At 71.5% G+C, this 18,385-nt stretch carries 12 protein-coding genes; 6 read left to right on the forward strand and 6 right to left on the reverse strand.

Annotated features, from left to right (window positions below; all coding sequences use genetic code 11):
• Positions 1–98 precede the first annotated feature (98 nt).
• Together ABH927_RS02320 and ABH927_RS02325 are read left to right on the forward strand one after the other, a co-directional pair.
• Positions 99–1,832, forward strand: a complete 1,734-nt coding sequence (locus ABH927_RS02320) for an ABC transporter ATP-binding protein (protein WP_370017734.1) — start codon at positions 99–101, stop codon at positions 1,830–1,832.
• Entirely contained in the window at positions 1,829–3,592 is a 1,764-nt protein-coding gene (locus tag ABH927_RS02325) for an ATP-binding cassette domain-containing protein (protein ID WP_370017735.1), read from the forward strand. Before ABH927_RS02320 ends, ABH927_RS02325 begins: the two co-directional genes overlap by 4 nt.
• Here the strand turns inward: ABH927_RS02325 and ABH927_RS02330 are convergent.
• From ABH927_RS02330 to ABH927_RS02340, 3 genes are all read right to left on the reverse strand, one after another.
• Positions 3,494–4,150, reverse strand: a complete 657-nt coding sequence (locus tag ABH927_RS02330; RefSeq protein WP_370017736.1) for a DNA-binding response regulator — start codon at positions 4,148–4,150, stop codon at positions 3,494–3,496. The two genes, ABH927_RS02325 and ABH927_RS02330, sit on opposite strands and share 99 nt — an antisense overlap.
• Positions 4,151–4,422: 272 nt before the next feature.
• Entirely contained in the window at positions 4,423–5,493 is a 1,071-nt protein-coding gene (locus tag ABH927_RS02335; protein WP_370017737.1) for a hypothetical protein, read from the reverse strand.
• Positions 5,494–5,770: 277 nt separating this feature from the next.
• Positions 5,771–7,606: a long-chain fatty acid--CoA ligase gene (locus tag ABH927_RS02340; protein ID WP_370017738.1), complete on the reverse strand. Its 1,836-nt coding sequence runs from the start codon at positions 7,604–7,606 to the stop codon at positions 5,771–5,773.
• 143 nt (positions 7,607–7,749) lie between these two features.
• On the opposite strand from ABH927_RS02340, the gene ABH927_RS02345 reads away from it, so the two are divergent.
• Both ABH927_RS02345 and ABH927_RS02350 read left to right on the forward strand, forming a co-directional pair.
• Positions 7,750–9,234 (forward strand): peptide MFS transporter, encoded by a 1,485-nt coding sequence (locus ABH927_RS02345; protein ID WP_370017739.1) that lies wholly within the window; start codon positions 7,750–7,752, stop codon positions 9,232–9,234.
• A gap of 6 nt (positions 9,235–9,240) precedes the next feature.
• Positions 9,241–9,855: a trimeric intracellular cation channel family protein gene (locus tag ABH927_RS02350; protein ID WP_370017740.1), complete on the forward strand. Its 615-nt coding sequence runs from the start codon at positions 9,241–9,243 to the stop codon at positions 9,853–9,855.
• A 23-nt stretch (positions 9,856–9,878) separates the two neighbouring features.
• Here ABH927_RS02350 and ABH927_RS02355 read toward each other — a convergent pair whose 3' ends face one another.
• Positions 9,879–11,306 carry a PLP-dependent aminotransferase family protein gene (locus ABH927_RS02355; RefSeq protein WP_370017741.1) on the reverse strand — a complete coding sequence of 476 codons (1,428 nt, stop codon included), beginning with the start codon at positions 11,304–11,306 and terminating at the stop codon, positions 9,879–9,881.
• Between the two features lie 63 nt (positions 11,307–11,369).
• On the opposite strand from ABH927_RS02355, the gene ABH927_RS02360 reads away from it, so the two are divergent.
• Both ABH927_RS02360 and ABH927_RS02365 read left to right on the forward strand, forming a co-directional pair.
• Positions 11,370–11,975 carry a YitT family protein gene (locus tag ABH927_RS02360; RefSeq protein WP_370017742.1) on the forward strand — a complete coding sequence of 202 codons (606 nt, stop codon included), beginning with the start codon at positions 11,370–11,372 and terminating at the stop codon, positions 11,973–11,975.
• Positions 11,976–11,998: 23 nt separating this feature from the next.
• On the forward strand, positions 11,999–13,753 hold the full coding sequence (locus tag ABH927_RS02365; RefSeq protein WP_370017743.1) for a glycoside hydrolase family 15 protein: 1,755 nt from the start codon (positions 11,999–12,001) through the stop codon (positions 13,751–13,753).
• Between the two features lie 6 nt (positions 13,754–13,759).
• On the opposite strand, the gene ABH927_RS02370 is transcribed toward ABH927_RS02365, so the two are convergent.
• On the reverse strand, positions 13,760–15,496 hold the full coding sequence (locus ABH927_RS02370; RefSeq protein WP_370017744.1) for a hypothetical protein: 1,737 nt from the start codon (positions 15,494–15,496) through the stop codon (positions 13,760–13,762).
• Positions 15,497–15,499: 3 nt separating this feature from the next.
• Positions 15,500–18,370, reverse strand: coding sequence for a glycoside hydrolase family 2 TIM barrel-domain containing protein (locus ABH927_RS02375; RefSeq protein WP_370017745.1), 2,871 nt, complete (start codon positions 18,368–18,370; stop codon positions 15,500–15,502).
• Between the last annotated feature and the right edge of the window lie 15 nt (positions 18,371–18,385).

Consider the following 18,385-nt stretch of genomic DNA (forward strand, 5'->3'; position numbering starts at 1 on the left):
TTCGTGGGTCGTTTCGCGTGGTCGTTTCGCGTGGTCGTTTCATGTGGTCGTTTCATGGGTGGCCGTTCCGTCCGGCCGCTCGTCAGGAGAGGAGACCGATGTCGCCGGCTTCGCTGTCCCGCGATCTCCCATCCGCTTCCCGGACCGCCGACACCCTGATCATCAAGGCCGTACGGCGCGGCGGCCCCTGGCTCGCGCTACTGGCGGCGACCGCGCTCCTCGGCGCCGTCGCCGAGCTGCTGCTCCCCCTGGCCCTGGGCCGGACCATCGACGCCCTCGTGTCAGGCGAGCCCGGCCGGGAGGCGCGGCTCCTGACGACCAGCTTGCTCGTGACCTTCGTCGTGGCCTGCGACGCGCTCGGAGTCCTCGCCTCGGGGGCCAGTGGCGCGCGGGCCGCCTTGTGGCTGCGCCGCCGCGTCGTCACCCACGTCCTGGCCGTCGGCATGGCGATGACCCGCCGGTTCACCCCCGGCGAGCTGGTGACCCGCGCGGGCGTGAACGTCGAGGAGGCCGGGCGCACGCCCGAGGCCGTCGTCACCGCCGCCGCGCTGCTCATCCCCTCGGCGGGCAGCGTCGTGGCCCTCGCCCTCATCGACCCCTGGCTCGCGGTCACGCTGGTCGCCGGGCTCGGCTTGATCGTGGCCGTGCTCCGGGCGTTCATGCGCGGGACGACCGCCGCCTCGGGCGGATACCAGCAGGCCCAGGGGGAGATCGCGGCCCGGCTCGTCGGCGCGCTGGCCGGGACGCGGACCATCACCGCGGCCCGGACCGAGGACCAGGAGGCCCGCCGCGTCCTCGCGCCGCTCCCCCGTCTCCGGGCTCACGGGCTGGCGCTGTGGCGGCTGCACGCGCGGGCCGGGGTCCAGGCCGCCGTGGTGATCCCTCTGCTGGAGACGGCGGTGCTCGCCGTCGGTGGCCTCAGACTGGCGGACGGCCACCTGACCGTCGGCGAGCTGTTCGCCGCCGCCCGTTACGTGGTGCTGGGGGCCGGCCTCGGCTCGGCGATCGGCTACGCGGGCCGGCTCGCCCGCGCCCGCTCGGCCGCCCAGCGCCTCACCCAGGTCCTCGCCGAGCCGCCCATGCCGTACGGCTCCAGTGCGCTCCCGCCGGGCCCAGGCACGCTGGAGTTCCGCGGGGTCACCGTACGGCTGGACGGCCGGGCGGTGCTCAGCGACGTCTATCTCCTGGTGCCGGGCGGATCCTGCGTGGCGGTCGTCGGCCGCTCTGGCTCGGGGAAGTCGTCGCTCGCCGCCGTGGCGGGCAGGCTGCTCGACCCCGAGCGCGGGTCGGTGCTGCTCGACGGCGTCCCGCTGTCCGAGATCGGGCGGGAGCGGCTCCGCCGGGCCGTCGGCTACGCCTTCGAACGCCCGGTCCTGTTCGGCGAGACGCTCGGCGAGGCCATCGGAGGCGGCCGGAAACCCCGCGAAAAGGGTGAAGAGGCCGAGGTCCGGGCCGCGTCGGAGGCCGCCTGCGCCGACGCCTTCATCCGGCGGCTGCCGATGGGCTACGCGACCCCGGTCGCCGAGACGCCGATGTCCGGCGGGGAGATCCAGCGCGTCGGCCTCTCCCGTGCGTTCGCCCAGGCGGAGCGGCTGCTCATCCTCGACGACGCCATGTCGAGCCTCGACACGGTGACCGAGCGCCAGGTCGGCCGCGCACTCACCGGACGGCTGGCCGACCGCACCCGCCTCGTCGTCGCGCACCGGGTCGCCACGGCCGCCGCGGCCGATCTCGTCGTCTGGCTGGATAACGGTCGTGTCCGCGCCAGCGGCACCCATGAGGCGTTGTGGGACCACCCGGACTACCGGGCCGCCTTCGAGGCGGCCTCATGAGGCGCTTCCTCCGCCGGGCGTTGCTGCGGGAGCCCTACCGGATCGTCCGGCTCGCCGGGTGGTCGCTCGCGGAGGCCGTGCCCGCGTTCGCCGGAGGGCACGCGGTCGCGCGGGCGATCGACGACGGCTTCGCGGCGGGCCGCCCCGGCGCCGGCCTGGGCTGGCTCGCCGTTCTCGGCGCGGCCTGGCTGGTGGCGGCCGTGGCGGCCCGGCAGATCCTGCTGACCATCGCCGGGATCGTCGAACCGTTCCGGGACGAGCTGCTCACCCACGTGGTCACCGGCGCGCTCCGTGAGGGGAACGGCGGCGACGCCGCCGCGGTGGCCCGGATGAACCACCAGGTCGAGCTGGCGAGAGACTCCTTCGGCGCGGTCATCACCGTGGTCAGGTCGTTCGTGTTCACGATCGTCAGCGTGGCTCTCGGCATGATGACGCTCGCGCCCGCCGTCCTTCCGCTGGTGCTACCGCCGGTCCTGGTGGGGCTCGCCCTGTTCCTGACGTCCCTGCGGGCCCTGGCGCGGCGGCAGCGGGACTTCATCGTGGCCGACGAGCGAACCGCCGCCGCGGTCGCCGCCATGGCCGGCGGGCTGCGCGACATCGCGGCCTGCGGGGCGGAGACCCGCGTCGCCGCCGCCGTGGGGCGGGAGGCCGCCCGGCAGGCGCGGGCCGCTCGGGCGCTGGCCGGGGTCACCGCCACGCGGACCCTGTCGCTCGCCGTGGGCGGGTGGCTCCCGATCGTCCTCCTGCTCGGGGGCACGCCCTGGCTGCTGGATCGCGGCGTGACGGCGGGCGTGATCCTCGGCACGCTCACCTACGTGACGCAGTCCCTGACGCCCGCGCTGGGCGGTCTGGTCCAGGGTCTGGGCGTCAGCGGCGTACGGCTGGCCGTCACGCTGGACCGGATCCTCGGCACGGGAGGGCGGCGAGAGGCCACGCCGGAGCCGCGGCCCGCCGCCGGCGCGCGGCTGGAGCTGCGCGGGGTCACCTTCTCCTACGGCCCCGGGGCCGAGCCGGTGATCGACGGGCTCGACCTGGTCGTCCCCGAAGGTGACCACCTGGCCGTGGTCGGACCGAGCGGCATCGGCAAGTCCACTCTGGCCGCTCTGGTCGCCGGGGTGCTGCGCCCGGCCTCGGGTGCCGTCCTGATCGGCGGCGTTCCGGCCGACGAGGTCGGCCCGGCGGCCCGGGTTGTGATCCCGCAGGAGGCCTACGTCTTCCACGGAAGCCTGGCCGCCAACCTCACCTACCTCGCCCAGGACGCGCCCATGAGGGCTCTGGACGAGGCCGTGGCGGCCTTCGGGCTGGCGGGCCTGGTCCGGCGGCTGGGCGGCTACGAGACGGAGATCGACCCCGCCCAGCTCTCGGCGGGCGAGCGTCAGCTCATCGCGCTGGCCAGGACCTCTCTCGCCCCCGCACGCCTGGTCGTCCTCGACGAGGCGACCTGCCATCTGGACCCGGCGGCCGAGGCGCGGGCCGAGGCGGCCTTCGCCGCGCGCGGGGGCACGCTGGTCGTCATCGCACACCGGATCTCGTCGGCCCTGCGGGCACGCCGCGTCCTGGTGATGGACGGCACCAGGGTGCTGCTGGGAACCCACGACGAGATGGTGGCGGCGTCACCGCTCTACGCCGACCTGGTGGGGCACTGGGCTCACCATGGGGAGCTACCGCCGGGGGCGGTAGCGCAGGACGCCGATCTCGCGCCCGCCCACCGGCCAGAGCCAGCCGGACTCCGAGGCGATCTGAATGGCCTCGACGCGTGAGCGGGCGCCCACCTTGGTGAGGATGCGGGACAGGTAGTTGCGGACCGTTCCGCGGGAGAGGGAGAGCTGGTCGGCGATCTCGCTGACCGTCGCTCCCCCGGCGGCGGTCTCCAGGACGTCGAGCTCCCGGGCGGTCAGGGGGTTGCTGTCGGAGTCGAGGGCGGCGACGGCCAGTTCGGGGTCGATGACCCGCTGGCCGCCGCGAACGCGGCGGATGCAGTCGACGAGATGGCTGGGCAGGGCGTCCTTCACGACGAAGCCGCGCACGTTGGCGTCCAGCGCCCGCCGGAGGGCCATGGGCGTGCCGAGGCCGGTGAGGATCACCGTCTTGCAGTTCGGTAATCGGCGGTGCAACTCGGCCGCCGCGGTCAGCCCGTCGACTCCGGGCATCCCGATGTCGAGGACCGCGACGTCGGGGCGCCGCAGGCAGGCGAGCCGCACGATGTCCTCCCCCTTGGCGGCCTCGGCGACCACCTCGATGTCGTCCTCGCAGGACAGCAGGGCCACCAGTGCCTTCCGGATGAGGTGCATGTCCTCGGCGAGGAGCAAACGGATCACCACAGGTCCCCTTACGCAGGCCTTCGATTGGCTCATCGACGTCACCCGGCCGGTTTCGCTTACCCCACCATGACCGTCTCTCGCCGATGCCGGGACCTCTCTACCCCATCCCTCACCTTTAATCGCGTGACGTGTTAGCTAAATTCGCATAGTCGCGAAACGCCTGGTAGACGGTCGTACGCCCGGTTCCGTCAGCCGAAACCGGGCTATTCGGAGCGATTCGAAGTGATTCGCAGTGATTTATAGTAATTTACGGTCATTTAAGCGGGGGTTTACGGGTTTCTGTCCGAGCTGGTGTCCGGCGCGTAGTGACCGGTCCCGGCGTACTCGGCCCGCCACATGCCGTCACCCGCCGCGCGGACCCGCGCGGAGAACCAGCCGTCCTTCCCCGTCACGGCGGTCGCCACGGTGCGCCATGCCTTCGACCCGCCGGGGCGGAAGCAGATCACCACGGGCTGGCCGGGGAAGGGCCGGTAGTCGACCCGCCCGACCGGATCGACCCGCAGCAGCGTCCCGGTGATCCGGACCCGGTCGTCGGCGCGGACGGCGTTCACTCCCTCCAGCTCGGTCGCCCGCTTGAGGAAGAACGTGGTCCGCGCGGTGACGGTGCCGCCCGCCGCGTCCTTCGCCGTGGCCGTCACGGTCCACGGGCCGCTCGGATACCAGCGTGAGAGGGCCTTTTCCGGCAGGAACCGCCAGGTCTCCCACTCGTTGCCGCGGCTGCCGCCGCCCACGGGCGGGGCCGGCATCCGCACGCCTCGCAGGGGCGGCCGCGAGGTCGACGACGTGCTCGGCGCGACAGCGGGAGAGCCGCCGGGAGAGGAGGCGCCCGCCGCCGGCACGGTCTCAACGGCGGGAGCGGGAGAGCCCTGTGCCGGAGCGGGGGAACCCGGGGTGGGAGCCGGAAGGCCCAGGGAAGGAGAAGCCTGGGCCGGAAGGTCCGGCGCCGGGTCCTCCCCTGCCACAAGGGCAGGAGCGGGGTTGCCGGGTGCGGCCGGCGGCGTCGCGAGGCCCGGCGCGGAGAGTGGCGTGACGATCCCCGGAATGCCGGCCGGGCTCTCCTCCGGCTCCCCCCGGTCCGGCGGGTTCGCGGGGTTGGACGCGTTCGATGGGTTCGCCGGATTCGCCGGGTTGCGTGCGCGGCCCGGTTCGAGGGCGACCGAGACGCTCGTGGCGCCGCGTGCCACGACCTCGATCACCAGCTTGACGGAGCCGGTGGGGCCCACCACGGGGTTGGCCGGCTTCACGGTGATGGACCGGATGGCCAGATCGCCGGTCGCGGTCGCCGGAGCCATGGCGGCGGCCGACAGAGCCGCCACCGCGAGGATCGGCGTCGCAATCAAACGTCTCATCATGGGCTGAGACCGTATGCGGCGCCAAGTAATCACCCGTCCCCTGAAACACACCCCAACAAGCAAAAACCCGCCGTGATCATGCACACCTTCCCGTACGGCTGGCTGACCAGCGGGATCGCGGCCGGTGATCATGCGATCCGGAATCGCATGATCACGGAACTCCTCCTGCCAGCTCAGGCCGAAGGCGGGGGACACCATGCATGATCACACTCAGAGAAGGCCCCTGGCCTGCCGTGCGTCCCGGGAACCCGTGCATGATCACCCACTAGTACATGGAGGTGATGACCTCGTCGTATTTGGCGTGGATGACGCGCCGCTTGAGCTTGAGGCTGGGGGTGAGCTCCTCGGTCTCGGCGGTCCACTCGACGGGCAGCAGCCGCCACTTCTTGACCTGCTGGACGCGGGCGAGCTTCCCGTTGGCCGCCTCCACCGCGGCCTCGACCTCCTTGAGCACGTCCGGGTGCTCGGCCAGGTCGGCCAGCGACGTGAACGCGATGCCGCGCGCCTGCGCCCATCCCGGGGCCACCTCGCCGTCGAGGGTGAGGATCGCCACCGGGTACGGCCTGCCGTCCCCGTAGGCGAGGGCCTGCCCGACGAGGGGGTGCTCCTTCAGGTAGTTCTCGATGTTGGCCGGGGAGATGTTCTCGCCTCCGGCGGTGATGATGATCTCCTTCTTTCGGTCGACGATCCGGACGAAGCCGTCGTCGTCGATGGAGCCGACGTCGCCGGTGTGCAGCCAGCCGTCCGCGTCGATCAGCTCGGCGGTCGCCTCCGGCCGGTTGAGGTAGCCGCTGGTGTTGAGCGGGCTCCGGGTCAGGATCTCGCCGTCCTCGGCGATCTTGACCTCCACGCCGGGCTCGGCCCGGCCGACCGTGCCGAGCTTGAACTTCTCCGGGCTGTTGGCGGTGAAGGCGCCCGTCGTCTCGGTCATGCCGTACACGTCGATGACCCTGAGGCCGAGACCGGCGAAGAACCGCTGGACCTCGGTGGGCATGGGGGCGGCGGCGCTGGCGAGCCAGTGCGCGCCGTCGAACCCGATCATCGCGCGGATGATCGACAGCAGGGCCGCGTCGGCCTGCTCGTAGGCGGCCTGGACCTCGGGCGAGACGGTCTGGCCGTACTGGAGGCCCTCGACATAGGCGAGCCCGGCCGCCATCGCCTTGCGGACGTTGTCCTGCTGCTCCTCCGGCTGGGTGGCGAGCAGCGCCTGGAGCTTGGCCATCATCTTCTCCCACACCCGGGGGACGCCGAAGAACATCACCGGCCTGACCTGGCCGAGCGTCGCGCCGAGGTTCGCCAGGTCCGTGCAGAAATGCACATGGGAGACCTTGAACAGCGGGAGATAGAGGCTGAGCACGCGCTCGGCGATGTGGGCGTAGGTGAGGTAGGAGATCTGCGTGCCGTGCGTCGGCAGCGAGGTCATGCGGTCGGTTGACTCGACCTCGAACAGCACGTTGGCGTGCGTGAGCGGCACACCCTTGGGGTTGCCGGTGGTGCCGGAGGTGTAGAGCACGCTGAGCACGTCGCCGGGGGCGACGGCCTTCCAGCGGGCGTCCACGGCGGCCGGGTCGGCGGCGAGGGCCTCGGCGCCGAGGGCGAGGAAGTCGGCCCAGCCGAGGAAGCGGTCGTCGCCGTCCGGGGCGCCCTCCAGCATGATGATCTTGCTGAGACCGGGCAGCTCGCCGAGGATCGGCTCCCATCGGGCCAGCTCAGCGGGCCCGCCGAGCACAGCGATCTTGGCCGACACGTCCCTGCCCACGAACGCCACCTGGTCCGGGGCGAAGGTACCGTAGACGGAGCACGGGACCGCGCCCGCGTGGACCGCGCCCAGGTCGGCCAGCACGTGCTCGCTGCGGTTGACCATCATGAGAGCGACGGCGTCGCCCGGCCCGGCTCCAAGGGCGGCGTAACCGGCCGCGATCTCAAGTACGCGCTGCCGCGCCTCGGCGTAGGTCAGCGTGGCCCAGCCACCCCCCGCGACGGGGTCGGAGTAGGCGGGGGCGTCGGGGTGCTCCTCGGCCACCTGCCTGAGCTGGCCGCACACGGTCCTTCCGGCGATCTCGCTCAGGATCGCGGCCCGCACGTCAACAACCCCGGCCATCGCCCGCCTCCACATGGGTGCCCTGCTGGATGAGTGGGATGCATCGCATCACACCGCACAACTCCGATCAAGACCCTGAAAGGAAGAAGAACGTGGACCCTTGCCCCGAAGACTCATCTGGCCATCCCTCCTCCCAGAGCCCAGTGGGAGGAGCGGCCACGGCGACCCGGTCGCCCGAGCGGGAGAAGACGTTCTTCGGCCATCCGCGCGGCCTCGCCACGCTGTTCGGCACCGAGATGTGGGAGCGCTTCAGCTACTACGGCATGCGCGCGATCCTGGTGCTGTTCCTGTCGGCGCCGGCGGTGCGCGGCGGGATGGGCCTGTCGGAGACGACGGCGGCGGCGGTCTACGGGGTCTACATCGCGTCGGTCTACCTCCTGGCGCTGGCCGGGGGCTGGATGGCCGACCGGCTGTTCGGGCCGCGCAGGACGGTCCTCTACGGCGCCGTAGTGATCATGTGCGGGCACATCAGCATGGCGGTCCCCGTGGGCGGACCGTTCGTCTGGCTCGGCCTCGCCCTCATCGCGCTCGGCAGCGGCCTGGTGAAGCCGAACATCGCGGCCCTGGCCGGTGAGCTCTACCGGCACGCGGACGACGCCCGGCGCGACGCGGGCTACACGATCTTCATCATGGGCATCAACCTGGGCGCCTTCCTCGGGATCATGGTGGTGCCGTGGCTGCAGCGCGGCGACCGGTGGCACCTGGCCTTCGGGGCCGCGGCGGTGGGCATGGCCGTCGGGCTGGTCACGTTCGTCCTGGGCCGGTCGAGGCTCGGGGGCGTCGGCGAGCAGCCCGACCACCGGCTGACGCCCGAGGAGCGGCGCCGCTTCACGATCGTGCTGTGCGTCGCCGTCGTCGCGGTGGCGGCGGCGCTCGCCGCGTGGGCGGCCACCGGCACGTTCACCATCGACCGGTTCGCCCTCGTCCTGGCGATCGTGGCCGCGGCGGTCCCCGTGGCGTACTTCGTCTTCCTCTTCACCGGCTCACACGAGATCACGCCGGAGGAGCGCGTCAAGCTCCGCGCCTACCTGTGGCTCTTCCTGGCGGCGGCCGTCTTCTGGCTGGTGTACGACCAGTCGGGGAGCGCCCTCACGCTGTTCGCGCAGAAGAACACCGATTTGACCATCATGGGCTTCGACATGCCCGCCGGCTGGGTGTCCAACGTCAACTCGCTCGCGATCATCATCCTCGCCCCCGTGTTCGCCTACCTGTTCCTGAAGGCGGGCGAGCGGATCAGCACGCCGCTGAAGTTCGCGATCGCGCTGCTGCTGATCGGCCTGAGCTTCGTGGTGATGTCCGCCGCGGCCGGTGCGGCGTCGGACGGCACGAGGGTGTCGGTCATGTGGCTCATCTCGGTCTACCTCATCCAGACCATCGGCGAGTTGTTCCTCAGCCCCACCGGCCTGTCCGTGACCAACAAGCTGGCGCCCCGGGCGTTCGAGAACCAGATGATGGGCGTGTGGTACCTCGCCATCTCCCTCGGCGACGCGATCGGCGGACAGGCCTACCGCCTGACAAGTGTGGTGCCGATGCCGGCGTACTACCTGAGCCTCGCCCTCGTGGCCCTCGTCGCCGGCCTGGTGCTGCTGGCGTCCATCCGGAGGCTCCAGGCGCTCATGCGAGACTGAGGACCCGTGACTCCCCTCCTCGATCTCACCGGGATCCTCGTCTTCGCCCTGTCGGGAGCGCTCGAAGGGGTCCGCAAGCGGCTCGACCTCGTCGGCATGGCGGTCCTGGCGTTCTTCACCGCGGTCGGCGGCGGCATCCTCCGGGATCTGTTCATCGGGGTCCAGCCCGCCGCGTTCCGCGATGTCGGCTACCTGCTGGTCCCCCTGGCGGCCACCGCGATCGCGTTCTTCTGGCACCCGCAGGTCGAGCGGGCCATGCCGGCGGTGCTCATCTTCGACGCGGCGGGCCTCGGCCTGTTCTGCGCGCTCGGCACCCAGAAGGCGCTCAGCTACGGCCTCAGCGGGCCGCACGCCGTCTTCCTCGGTGTCTGCACGGCGGTCGGCGGCGGCATCATCCGCGACGTCCTGTCCGGTGAGATGCCGAGCCTGCTCTACGACCGGCAGCTCTACGCGGTCCCCGCGATGCTCGGGGCGACCGTGATGGCGACGCTGCACGGCTTCGGCGTGCTCGGGTCCGTCGCCACCCTGGCCTCCGCCGTGCTCGCCTTCGGCCTGCGGATCGTCGCCATGCGGTACGGCTGGCGGGCCCCGCTCGCCCGCGGGGTCAGAGAGCCGGGGTGACCCTCACAGCGTCGGGGTGACCCTCACAGCGTCGGGGTGAGCGGCGTCCGGGGGCGGTAGCCGTACGGGGCGGGAGAGCCCGCGATGCGGCGGACCGCCTCCTCCAGGATCTGCGCCGGCTGGGTGAACGGCAGCCGAAGGTAGCGTTCGAGCGTCCCCTCGACGCCGAACCACGGGCCCGGCGCGAGCCGTACGCCGCGGGAGGCGGCCGCCTCGGCCACCGCGCTCGCCACGGGAGAGTCCAGCCGCACCCACAGCGAGCCCCCGCCCGAGGGCGTCGTGAAGCTCCAGGAGGGCAGCTCCTCGCGCAGCGCGGCGATGAGGGCCGAGCGGGAGTCGCCGAGTGCGCGGCGGCGCTCCTCACGGGTCTCCTCGATGCGCCCGAACAGGTGCGCCACGACGAGCTGCTCGAAGACCGGGCTGGCGATGTCCACGGCCGCCCGCAGCATCGCGAGACGGCGGACCAGCGCGGCGGTGCCCCTGACCCAGCCGATCCGCAGGCCGCCCCACCACAGCTTGGACGCCGACCCGATGCTGATCACCCGCCCGTCGGTGTCTAAGGACGCGAGGGGCGGGGGCGAGCCGACGTCGTCGATGGCCGTCTCGGCCCAGGTCTCGTCCACGAGCAGCGTGGTGTCGTACCGCCGCGCGGCCGCCACGAGCTCCGCCCTGTCCTCGTCGCCCATGAGGTGGCCGGTGGGGTTGTGGAAGTCCGGGATGACGTAGGCCAGCCTCGCCGCCGACTGCCGCATCGCGCAGGTCACCAGGTCGAGATGCCAGCCGTCCTCGGGGATGCCGACCGGCACCAGGCGGGCGCCGCGCATCCGCGCGACGTCGATCGCGTGCGGGTACGTCGGCGACTCCACGAGCACCGGGTCCCCCGGCCCGGCGAACAGGGTCATCAGCAGGTGGATGGCCTGCTGGGCGCCGGTCGTGACGATGATCTGGTCGGGCCGGGTGGCCACGCCGCGCTCGCGATACCGCCCGGCGATGGCCTCCCGGAGCGCCGGCAGCCCGATGGGGTCGTAGCCCATGCCCAGCGCGTACCGGTGGTAGCCTCGCCCGGCCTCGGCGATCGCCTCGCCGAGAAGCGCGGGCGCGGGCGGCGCGGCGGTGTGCAGCGGGAGCAGGCCGTCGTGGTCAGGGGTGATCCACGGGTTGTCGGCCCCGAGCGTGCCCGGGTCCGGCAGGGCGGTCCAGCTTCCCGACCCCTGGCGGCTCTCCAGGTAGCCCTGCTCGCGCAGCCGGTCGTAGGCGGTGGTCACGGTCGTCCGGCTGACCCCCAGCGCCTCGGCGAGGTGGCGCTCCGCCGGGACCCGCACCCTGACGGGCAGCCGCCCGTCCAGGATCAGGCCGCGCACCGCTTCCGCCAGGACCTTGTAGTACGGCCGGGCGTCCGGCGGGACCTCCAGGAGGCGGGCGAGCTGCGGCGCACTAAGATACCGGTCCATAAGGCCACTTTTCCTGATTGGCTCTTTATTTACAAGTAAATGGCCCGAAAGATGGAAACCACTATGAGTGAGCTTTCGCTGCCCCGGTCTGGTTCCCTTTCGTCTCGGCTTCTGCGTCTCTACCTCGGTCTCACCGCCTACGGCTCCGGGATCGGGCTGCTCGTCCAGTCCGGCCTCGGCCTCGACCCCTGGGAGGTCTTCCATCAGGGCCTGTCGGTCCGGACGGGCTGGTCGATGGGGGTGTGCATCAACCTCGTCGGCGCCCTCGTCCTGCTCCTGTGGATCCCGCTGCGCCAGCGGCCCGGGCTCGGCACGATCAGCAACGTCCTGCTGGTGGGCACCTTCGCCGACCTCGTGATGTGGCTGGTCCCCGAGCCCGGGCAATGGGCGGCGAAGTGGGCCTTCCTGCTGGGCGGCATCGTCTGTATCGCGGCCGCCTCCGGCCTCTACATCAACGCCGGCTTCGGCCCCGGGCCGCGGGACGGGCTGATGACCGGCCTCGCCCGGCTGGGCCTGTCGATCCGGCTGGGCCGTACGCTCGTGGAGCTCACCGTGCTCGGCGCGGGCTGGCTGCTCGGCGGCACCGTCGGCGTGGGGACGGTCGTCTTCGCCGTCACCATCGGCCCCCTGACCCAGCTCTTCATGAAGGTGCTGCGCGCCTCCAGATAGACCCGCCGGGTAGCGTGGCGCCCATGCGGATCGAGGACTACGCCCTCATTGGCGACACGCAGTCGGCCGCCCTGGTCGGCCGCGACGGGTCGGTCGACTGGCTCTGCCTGCCCCGGTTCGACTCGCCGTCGTGCTTCGCCCGCCTGCTCGGGGACGAGTTCAACGGCTTCTGGCGGCTGGCCCCGGCGGGGGCGGAGACCGCGACCCGGCGCGCCTACATCGCGGACACCCTGATCCTGGAGACCGTGTGGGAGACGCCCACGGGCGCGGTCAAGGTCACCGACTTCATGTCGCCGCGCCACACCAGCCCCGACCTGATCCGGATCGTGGAGGGCCTGACGGGCACCGTCGAGATGACCGCCGAGATCCGCATCCGCTTCGACTACGGCCGGATCGTCCCCTGGGTCCGCCGCGCCGACGGCGATCTCCACGCCATCGGCGGCCCCGACTCGGTCTGGCTCCGCACCACCGTCCGGCTGAAGGGCGGCGGCTACCGGCACACCGGCACGTTCACGGTGTCGGCCGGGGAGCGCGAGACCTTCGTGTTCACCTGGCACCCGTCGCACCGGCCGCGGCCCGAGCCCGTCGACCCCGTCGCACAGCTCGCCGAGACCCAGCTGATGTGGGAGGAGTGGGTCGCCCGCTGCCGCTACAACGGACCCTGGCGGGACGCCGTCGTCCGCTCGCTCATCACGCTCAAGGCCCTCACGTACAGCCCCACGGGCGGCATCGTCGCCGCCCCCACCACGTCGCTGCCCGAGAATCTCGGCGGCGTCCGCAACTGGGACTACCGCTTCTGCTGGCTGCGCGACGCCGCGATGACGCTCGACGCGCTGACCCTGTCCGGATACGTCGAGGAGGCCGGCGCCTGGCGTTCGTGGCTGCTCCGGGCCATCGCGGGCCGCCCCGAGGACCTGCAGGTCATGTACGGCGTGGCGGGCGAGCGCCGGCTTCCCGAGCTCACGCTCGACTGGCTGCCCGGTTACGAGAGCTCCCGGCCCGTGAGGATCGGCAACGCCGCGGCCGGCCAGCTCCAGCTCGACGTCTACGGCGAGGTGATCAGCTGCCTCTACCAGGCCCGCAAGCAGGGGATGCCGCCCGACGACCACGCCTGGGCCATGGTCCGGAGGCTCATGGAATTCCTGGAGTCCAACTGGGACAAGCCCGACGAGGGCCTGTGGGAGGTCAGGGGCCCCCGCCGGCACTTCGTGCACTCCAAGGTCATGGCGTGGGTGGCGGCCGACCGGGTCGTCCGCGTGGTCGAGGAGCTGGGCCGCACGGGCCCGGTCGACCGCTGGCTGGCCCTTCGGGACCGGATCCACGCCGAGGTCTGCGAGAAGGGCTTCGACCCCGAGCGCGGCACGTTCACCCAGTCGTACGGCTCCCGCGAGCTGGACGCGGCGCTGCTGCTCATCCCCATCGTCGGGTTCCTGCCGCCCGAGGACCCCAGGGTGATCGGGACGATCGAGGCGATCGAGCGGGAGCTGATGACGGACGGCTTCGTGCTCCGCTACCCGGTCGCCGAGGACAACGACGTCGACGGGCTGCCGGGCGGCGAGGGCGCCTTCCTGGCCTGCAGCTTCTGGCTCGCCGAGGCCCGGGCCCTGGTGGGCCGCAAGGCCGAGGCCCTGGAACTGTACGAGCGGCTGCTCGCCGTCGCCAACGACGTCGGCCTGCTCGCCGAGGAGTACGACCCCCGGCACGGGCGCCAGCTCGGCAACTTCCCCCAGGCGTTCAGCCACATCCACCTGGTCCGCACGGCCCTGGCGCTGAGCTGACGTCAGTTATCGGATCTTCCTGATCCGCAATGGCCGCTCGTCGACATCGTGCTCGATGTCCGCGTCGGAGCACGCCCGGAGGACGATGTCCCAGCCCTCTGGCCCTGAGCGCACGATGCCGTTGTCCCTGAAGCGAATGCCCTGGGTGCTCGCGGCATCGAGCGCCGGCGCCTCGTCGAGCACGAAGCGGTTCCCTTCGACGACGACGCCGCGGTGGACCGGGTGCGCGGAGTCGGCCCGCGCGATCCGCGGATCAACGAAGACCGCCGGCCCACCCGGTTCGACGAACTCGTTGCCGCGGACGGTCAGATCGCGCACCGGCCCGGATTCCCACCACTCGCCGGCGTCGCAGGAGACGTAGACGCCGGCCATTCCCGGGCGTTCGAAACGGTTCTCCTCGATCAGGACCTGCCGCCGGGTGGTCACGAGCACGCCGCGCGTCGGCACATTGCGGAAGACGTTGCGGGCGATGTGCACGGCCGGCGTGCGGGTGACGTTCTCCACCGCGGCCAAGTCGGCCAGATCACCCGGAAGCTCGGACGCGCAGGTCAGGGTGATGCTCCTGAGCGGGCGGGTGTGGTCGCGACCGCTCGGCTGCTGTACGCGCTCCACGGTCGCCGAGGCGATCGGCTGGAGCGTCTCCCGATTGACGATCTCGATCTGGTCACCCGGGGAGAACTGGGGCAGTCCGGCCGTTTCCGTATGCGCGTACTCGAGCTCCAACGTGCGGCGATCCGGCTGACCGGCGACGCGGAGATAGGTGCCGTGCACGTTGACCGGGTCGTCGTGCGGCCCGTCGAAAACGCAATCGCGCACGACGGCATGACCCGAGCATCCGGAGAACTGAACGAAGTCGGCGAAACCCGCCGTGTGCCGCCCGCTGCCCGGTGGAGTCCGGAACTCACAGCTATCGATGGCGACGTCACGGCTCCCCTGCGCGACGACGCCGAAGCCGTGCAGGAATCGGAAACGCAGCCCGGACAACGTCACGTCTGAGCTGTCGAACACGAGCGCGCCAGGGTGATCGCGTGTCGTCAGGCGCATCTCGTAGACGAGACCGAGATCGGCCGGTTCCTCGTCATGGTCGTAGTCGATCCGGACCTCACGGTGTCCCACCGCCTCGATCGACCGGACGTTCTCGAAGAGCGGGTTCGGACCACGGCGCGTCCGCCCGCTGGAGGGATCATGGATCTGTGTGTACTCGAGCGAATCGCGGCCCTCCCAGGCGACGGCGCCCGAGCCGAGGACCTCTCCGTGCCAGCGAATCGAGCGTCCTTCGACGGAGAACAGCGTGGTCTCGGGCACCCGGATCACGCGGAACGGCCGCCCCGCCGCGACGCCCGCCTCCACTACCGTGGCGTCGACGACCGTCGGCACGGCGAAATCGAACTCGAGCCCGTCGACCCGCACCCGGCGCGAGTCGATGACGGCGAAGGTCGTCTGGATACCGTGGAGGATCAGACGGGCCCCCTCCCCCGAGATGACGAGATCATCCATCGCCTCGATGAGCAGGGCGATCGTCTTGTCGCGATATCGCGAATCGTCCCCCACCGTGTTGGAAACGTACAGCTCACGACGTTGTGCGACCTCCGGCCAGAGATGGTAGTCGCCGGGGGGGAAACGGAGCACCACCGGCCGCCCCAAGGCGGCGACGGCCTGGAGGGCCGCTCCGACTGCGGGCGCCGCATCGGAGTGACCATCGGGAATCGCCCCGAAGTCGGTGACGGCGAGCGATGCCCGCACCAGCTAGCTCCTCTCGCTGACGAAATCGAGGACGAGGCGCGCGCGCCCGGCACGGTACTGCGCCCGCCGCCGGACTCCCGGACCGCAGGCCGCCGACCCCAATCCCGTGACGCCCGCCGCCAGATGGACCCAGAGGAGCCCGTCTTCGTCGAGCTCGGCAAGGTGCCGGGCACGTTCGAGCCGCTCGGTCGACCACGGACGCACGGCGGCGTCGAATTGGTGCAGGCTCTCGATGCGCAGGCAGCCCTCGGGTACGGTGAGACTCAGCCGGGAGACCTCCGATCGGTTACCGTTCTCCTGCGGAACGACGTAGGGCACCTGCGCCTCGCGGACCGTCATGCGATGCCGTCCATACCAGTTGGCGGAACGGGAGTCGGGATAGCTCTCCCCCGGTCCCAGCCCGAGCCATTCGAGTACGGCGGAGCCGGGGTCGGCGGCGCGCAGCGCGAGGACGATCCCCAGCCGTGGAAGCGGGAGCCGCCATTCGCCGCGGCGCTCGATCGTGACCTCGAGACGGAAGCCGTCGCCCCGTGCGGTCCAGAGGTAGTCGACGTCGAATCCCGTGTCGAGCCCCGCGGACCCGTATCGCGCGGCGCGGCGCGCGGACGCGCCGCTCACTTTGACGTCGGTCGTCCGCTCGACGAGGCGGTCGAAGCCGGCCTCTCGCCAGCGGCTCTCCAACGACGACGTCTCGCCGTTGCCGGCATACCGGTCGTTCTCCGTCGGGGCACGCCAGATGTCGAGACCCACGTGGGCGACCGGGAAGTGCCCCAGTGCCTCCGGGTGCCCGGAATCGTCGAATCGCCGGGCGGACGCCGTGTCGGGTGTCCGCGCGGAAGCACGTCGCGGCGCGGTGGCGCGGCACCGCTGTTGGGCCCGTGAGAGGACGTGTCCCGCTTCGACACCGGGGCTCGCGCTCCCGGTCGTCGCGGTCACCGTCAGCCAGAGGTCCCCGCCCGGAGGTGCGCTCGACTCGGCGGCGCGTACGGCTGGCGGAAGCGTGAACCGCGCGGCCGAGAGCGGTCCCACCACGGGCACGTCCAGCGGCCCGCTGCCCACGGCTTCGCCGTCCGACTCCAGTGACCACGAGAAGACCACATCACCCGTGGTCGTGAAGCTCCAGCGGTTCTCCACCACGAGGTCGCCTCCGTCGACGCGCATCCGCACGGGCGCGATGACGGCGGCGAACTCGGCCAGGGCGGGTGAGGGCGTACGGTCAGGGAAGACCAGACCGTCGATCACGAACGACCCGTCGTGCACCGGCTCTCCGAAGTCGCCTCCGTACAGGTACGTGCGGCGCCCATCGGGACCCGCACCCTCGAGTCCGTGGTCGATCCATTCCCAGACGAAGCCACCGGCCAGCCGGGGATGCGCGTCGACGATGGCCTCGTAGTCCGCCAGCCCGCCGGGGCCGTTCCCCATGGCGTGCCCGTATTCGCACATGACCATGGGCAGCGCCCGCCGATGCGCGTCCCGTGCGGGATCGGCCGACTCCGGTTCCTCATGCCGGCCGATGGCCTCGAGTTCGTCGAAGGTCGGATACATACGACTGTAGACGCCGGCTTCCTCGCACTCGGTGTCCTGCTCGTAGTGGATGGGACGGCTCGGGTCGCGTTCCTTCGTCCATCGGGAGTTGGCGGCGAGATTGCGCCCCCACCCGGCCTCGTTCCCTAGGGACCACATCACGACGCTCGTCGCGTTCTTGTCACGCTCGACCATGCGCCGCATCCGGTCCAGGTACACCTCGCCCCACGCGGGATCGTCGGACGGATTTCCGCGCCAGTCGACCAGCGAGAATCCGTGCGTCTCGATGTCGCACTCCTCCACCACGTACAGGCCGTACCGATCACACAGTTCGAGGAAGTAGGGATCGGGCGGATAGTGACTGGTGCGCACGGCGTTGACGTTGTGCCGCTTCATCAGGACCACGTCGCGTTCCATGGTCTCCCACGTCACCGCGCGTCCCGAGCGGGCGTCGATGTCATGGCGGTTCACTCCGCGGAACACGAGCGGAGCGCCGTTGAGCAGGAGCCGGCCGTCCTCGACGGAGACCGTGCGGAATCCGATGTCGGCCGAGATCGTCTCGGCCTCGCCGGCGATCAGGACCCGGTAGAGACGCGGCGCCTCGGCCGACCACGGTTCCACCGACGTCAGGTGGATCGTCTCCCCAGCGGCTCCCCGGACGTCGCGCTCGGGCACCTCCACCGTCACCGGTCGCGTGCTCTTCGCCTCCACCCGCAGCAGGCCGTCCCCGCTGCGGTGGTCGTAGTCCGCGACGATGCGCACGTCGTGGATGCCGTGCTCAGGGCGATGCAGCAGGGCGACCGAGCGGAAGATCCCCGACAACCACCACTGATCCTGGTCCTCGACGTAGCTGGCGAAGCTCCACTGGTGTACCCGCACAGCCAGCACGTCGTCGCCCCCGGTGAGCAGGCCGGTCACGTCGAACTCGACCGTGAGCCGGCTCCCCGAGGACCGGCCGGCGGGCGAGCCGTTCACCCACACCTCGAACCACGAGTCGACGCCGTCGAACCGGAGGAGCACGCGCCCGGTGTCCCATCCGGGCGGACGCCGGACGATCCTGCGGTATTCACCGGTGGGATTCGCTTCGGGCACGCGGGGTGGGTCGATCGGGAACGGATAACGGACGTTCGTGTACGCGGGGGCGCCGTAACCGCACACCTGCCAATGGGCGGGAACCGGGATCTCGTCCCACGTGTCACCGGGATCCGAGGGGTCCTTCCCGGTGTGCGCGGTGGGCGACCAGGCGAACCGCCAGGTGCCGTCGAGGGAGAGCACACCCGCGTCCGAGCGCGTCCGCGCGCGTGGCGGTTCCGCCCCTGTGGGCGGCGAGACGATCTCGTGGACTGCCAATCGAAAGGACGTGTC

Origin of the sequence: Planotetraspora sp. GP83, from assembly GCF_041262585.1 — a bacterium.
Classification (GTDB): Bacteria; Actinomycetota; Actinomycetes; order Streptosporangiales; family Streptosporangiaceae; genus JAOEGB01.

Coding starts and splice junctions, on each gene's coding strand:
- ABH927_RS02360 (WP_370017742.1), top strand. CDS start 11,370: ATGAGTGAGCTTTCGCTGCCCCGGTCTGGTTCCCTTTCGTCTCGGCTT.
- ABH927_RS02340 (WP_370017738.1), bottom strand. CDS start 7,606: ATGGCCGGGGTTGTTGACGTGCGGGCCGCGATCCTGAGCGAGATCGCC.
- ABH927_RS02365 (WP_370017743.1), top strand. CDS start 11,999: ATGCGGATCGAGGACTACGCCCTCATTGGCGACACGCAGTCGGCCGCC.
- ABH927_RS02325 (WP_370017735.1), top strand. CDS start 1,829: ATGAGGCGCTTCCTCCGCCGGGCGTTGCTGCGGGAGCCCTACCGGATC.
- ABH927_RS02355 (WP_370017741.1), bottom strand. CDS start 11,306: ATGGACCGGTATCTTAGTGCGCCGCAGCTCGCCCGCCTCCTGGAGGTC.
- ABH927_RS02320 (WP_370017734.1), top strand. CDS start 99: ATGTCGCCGGCTTCGCTGTCCCGCGATCTCCCATCCGCTTCCCGGACC.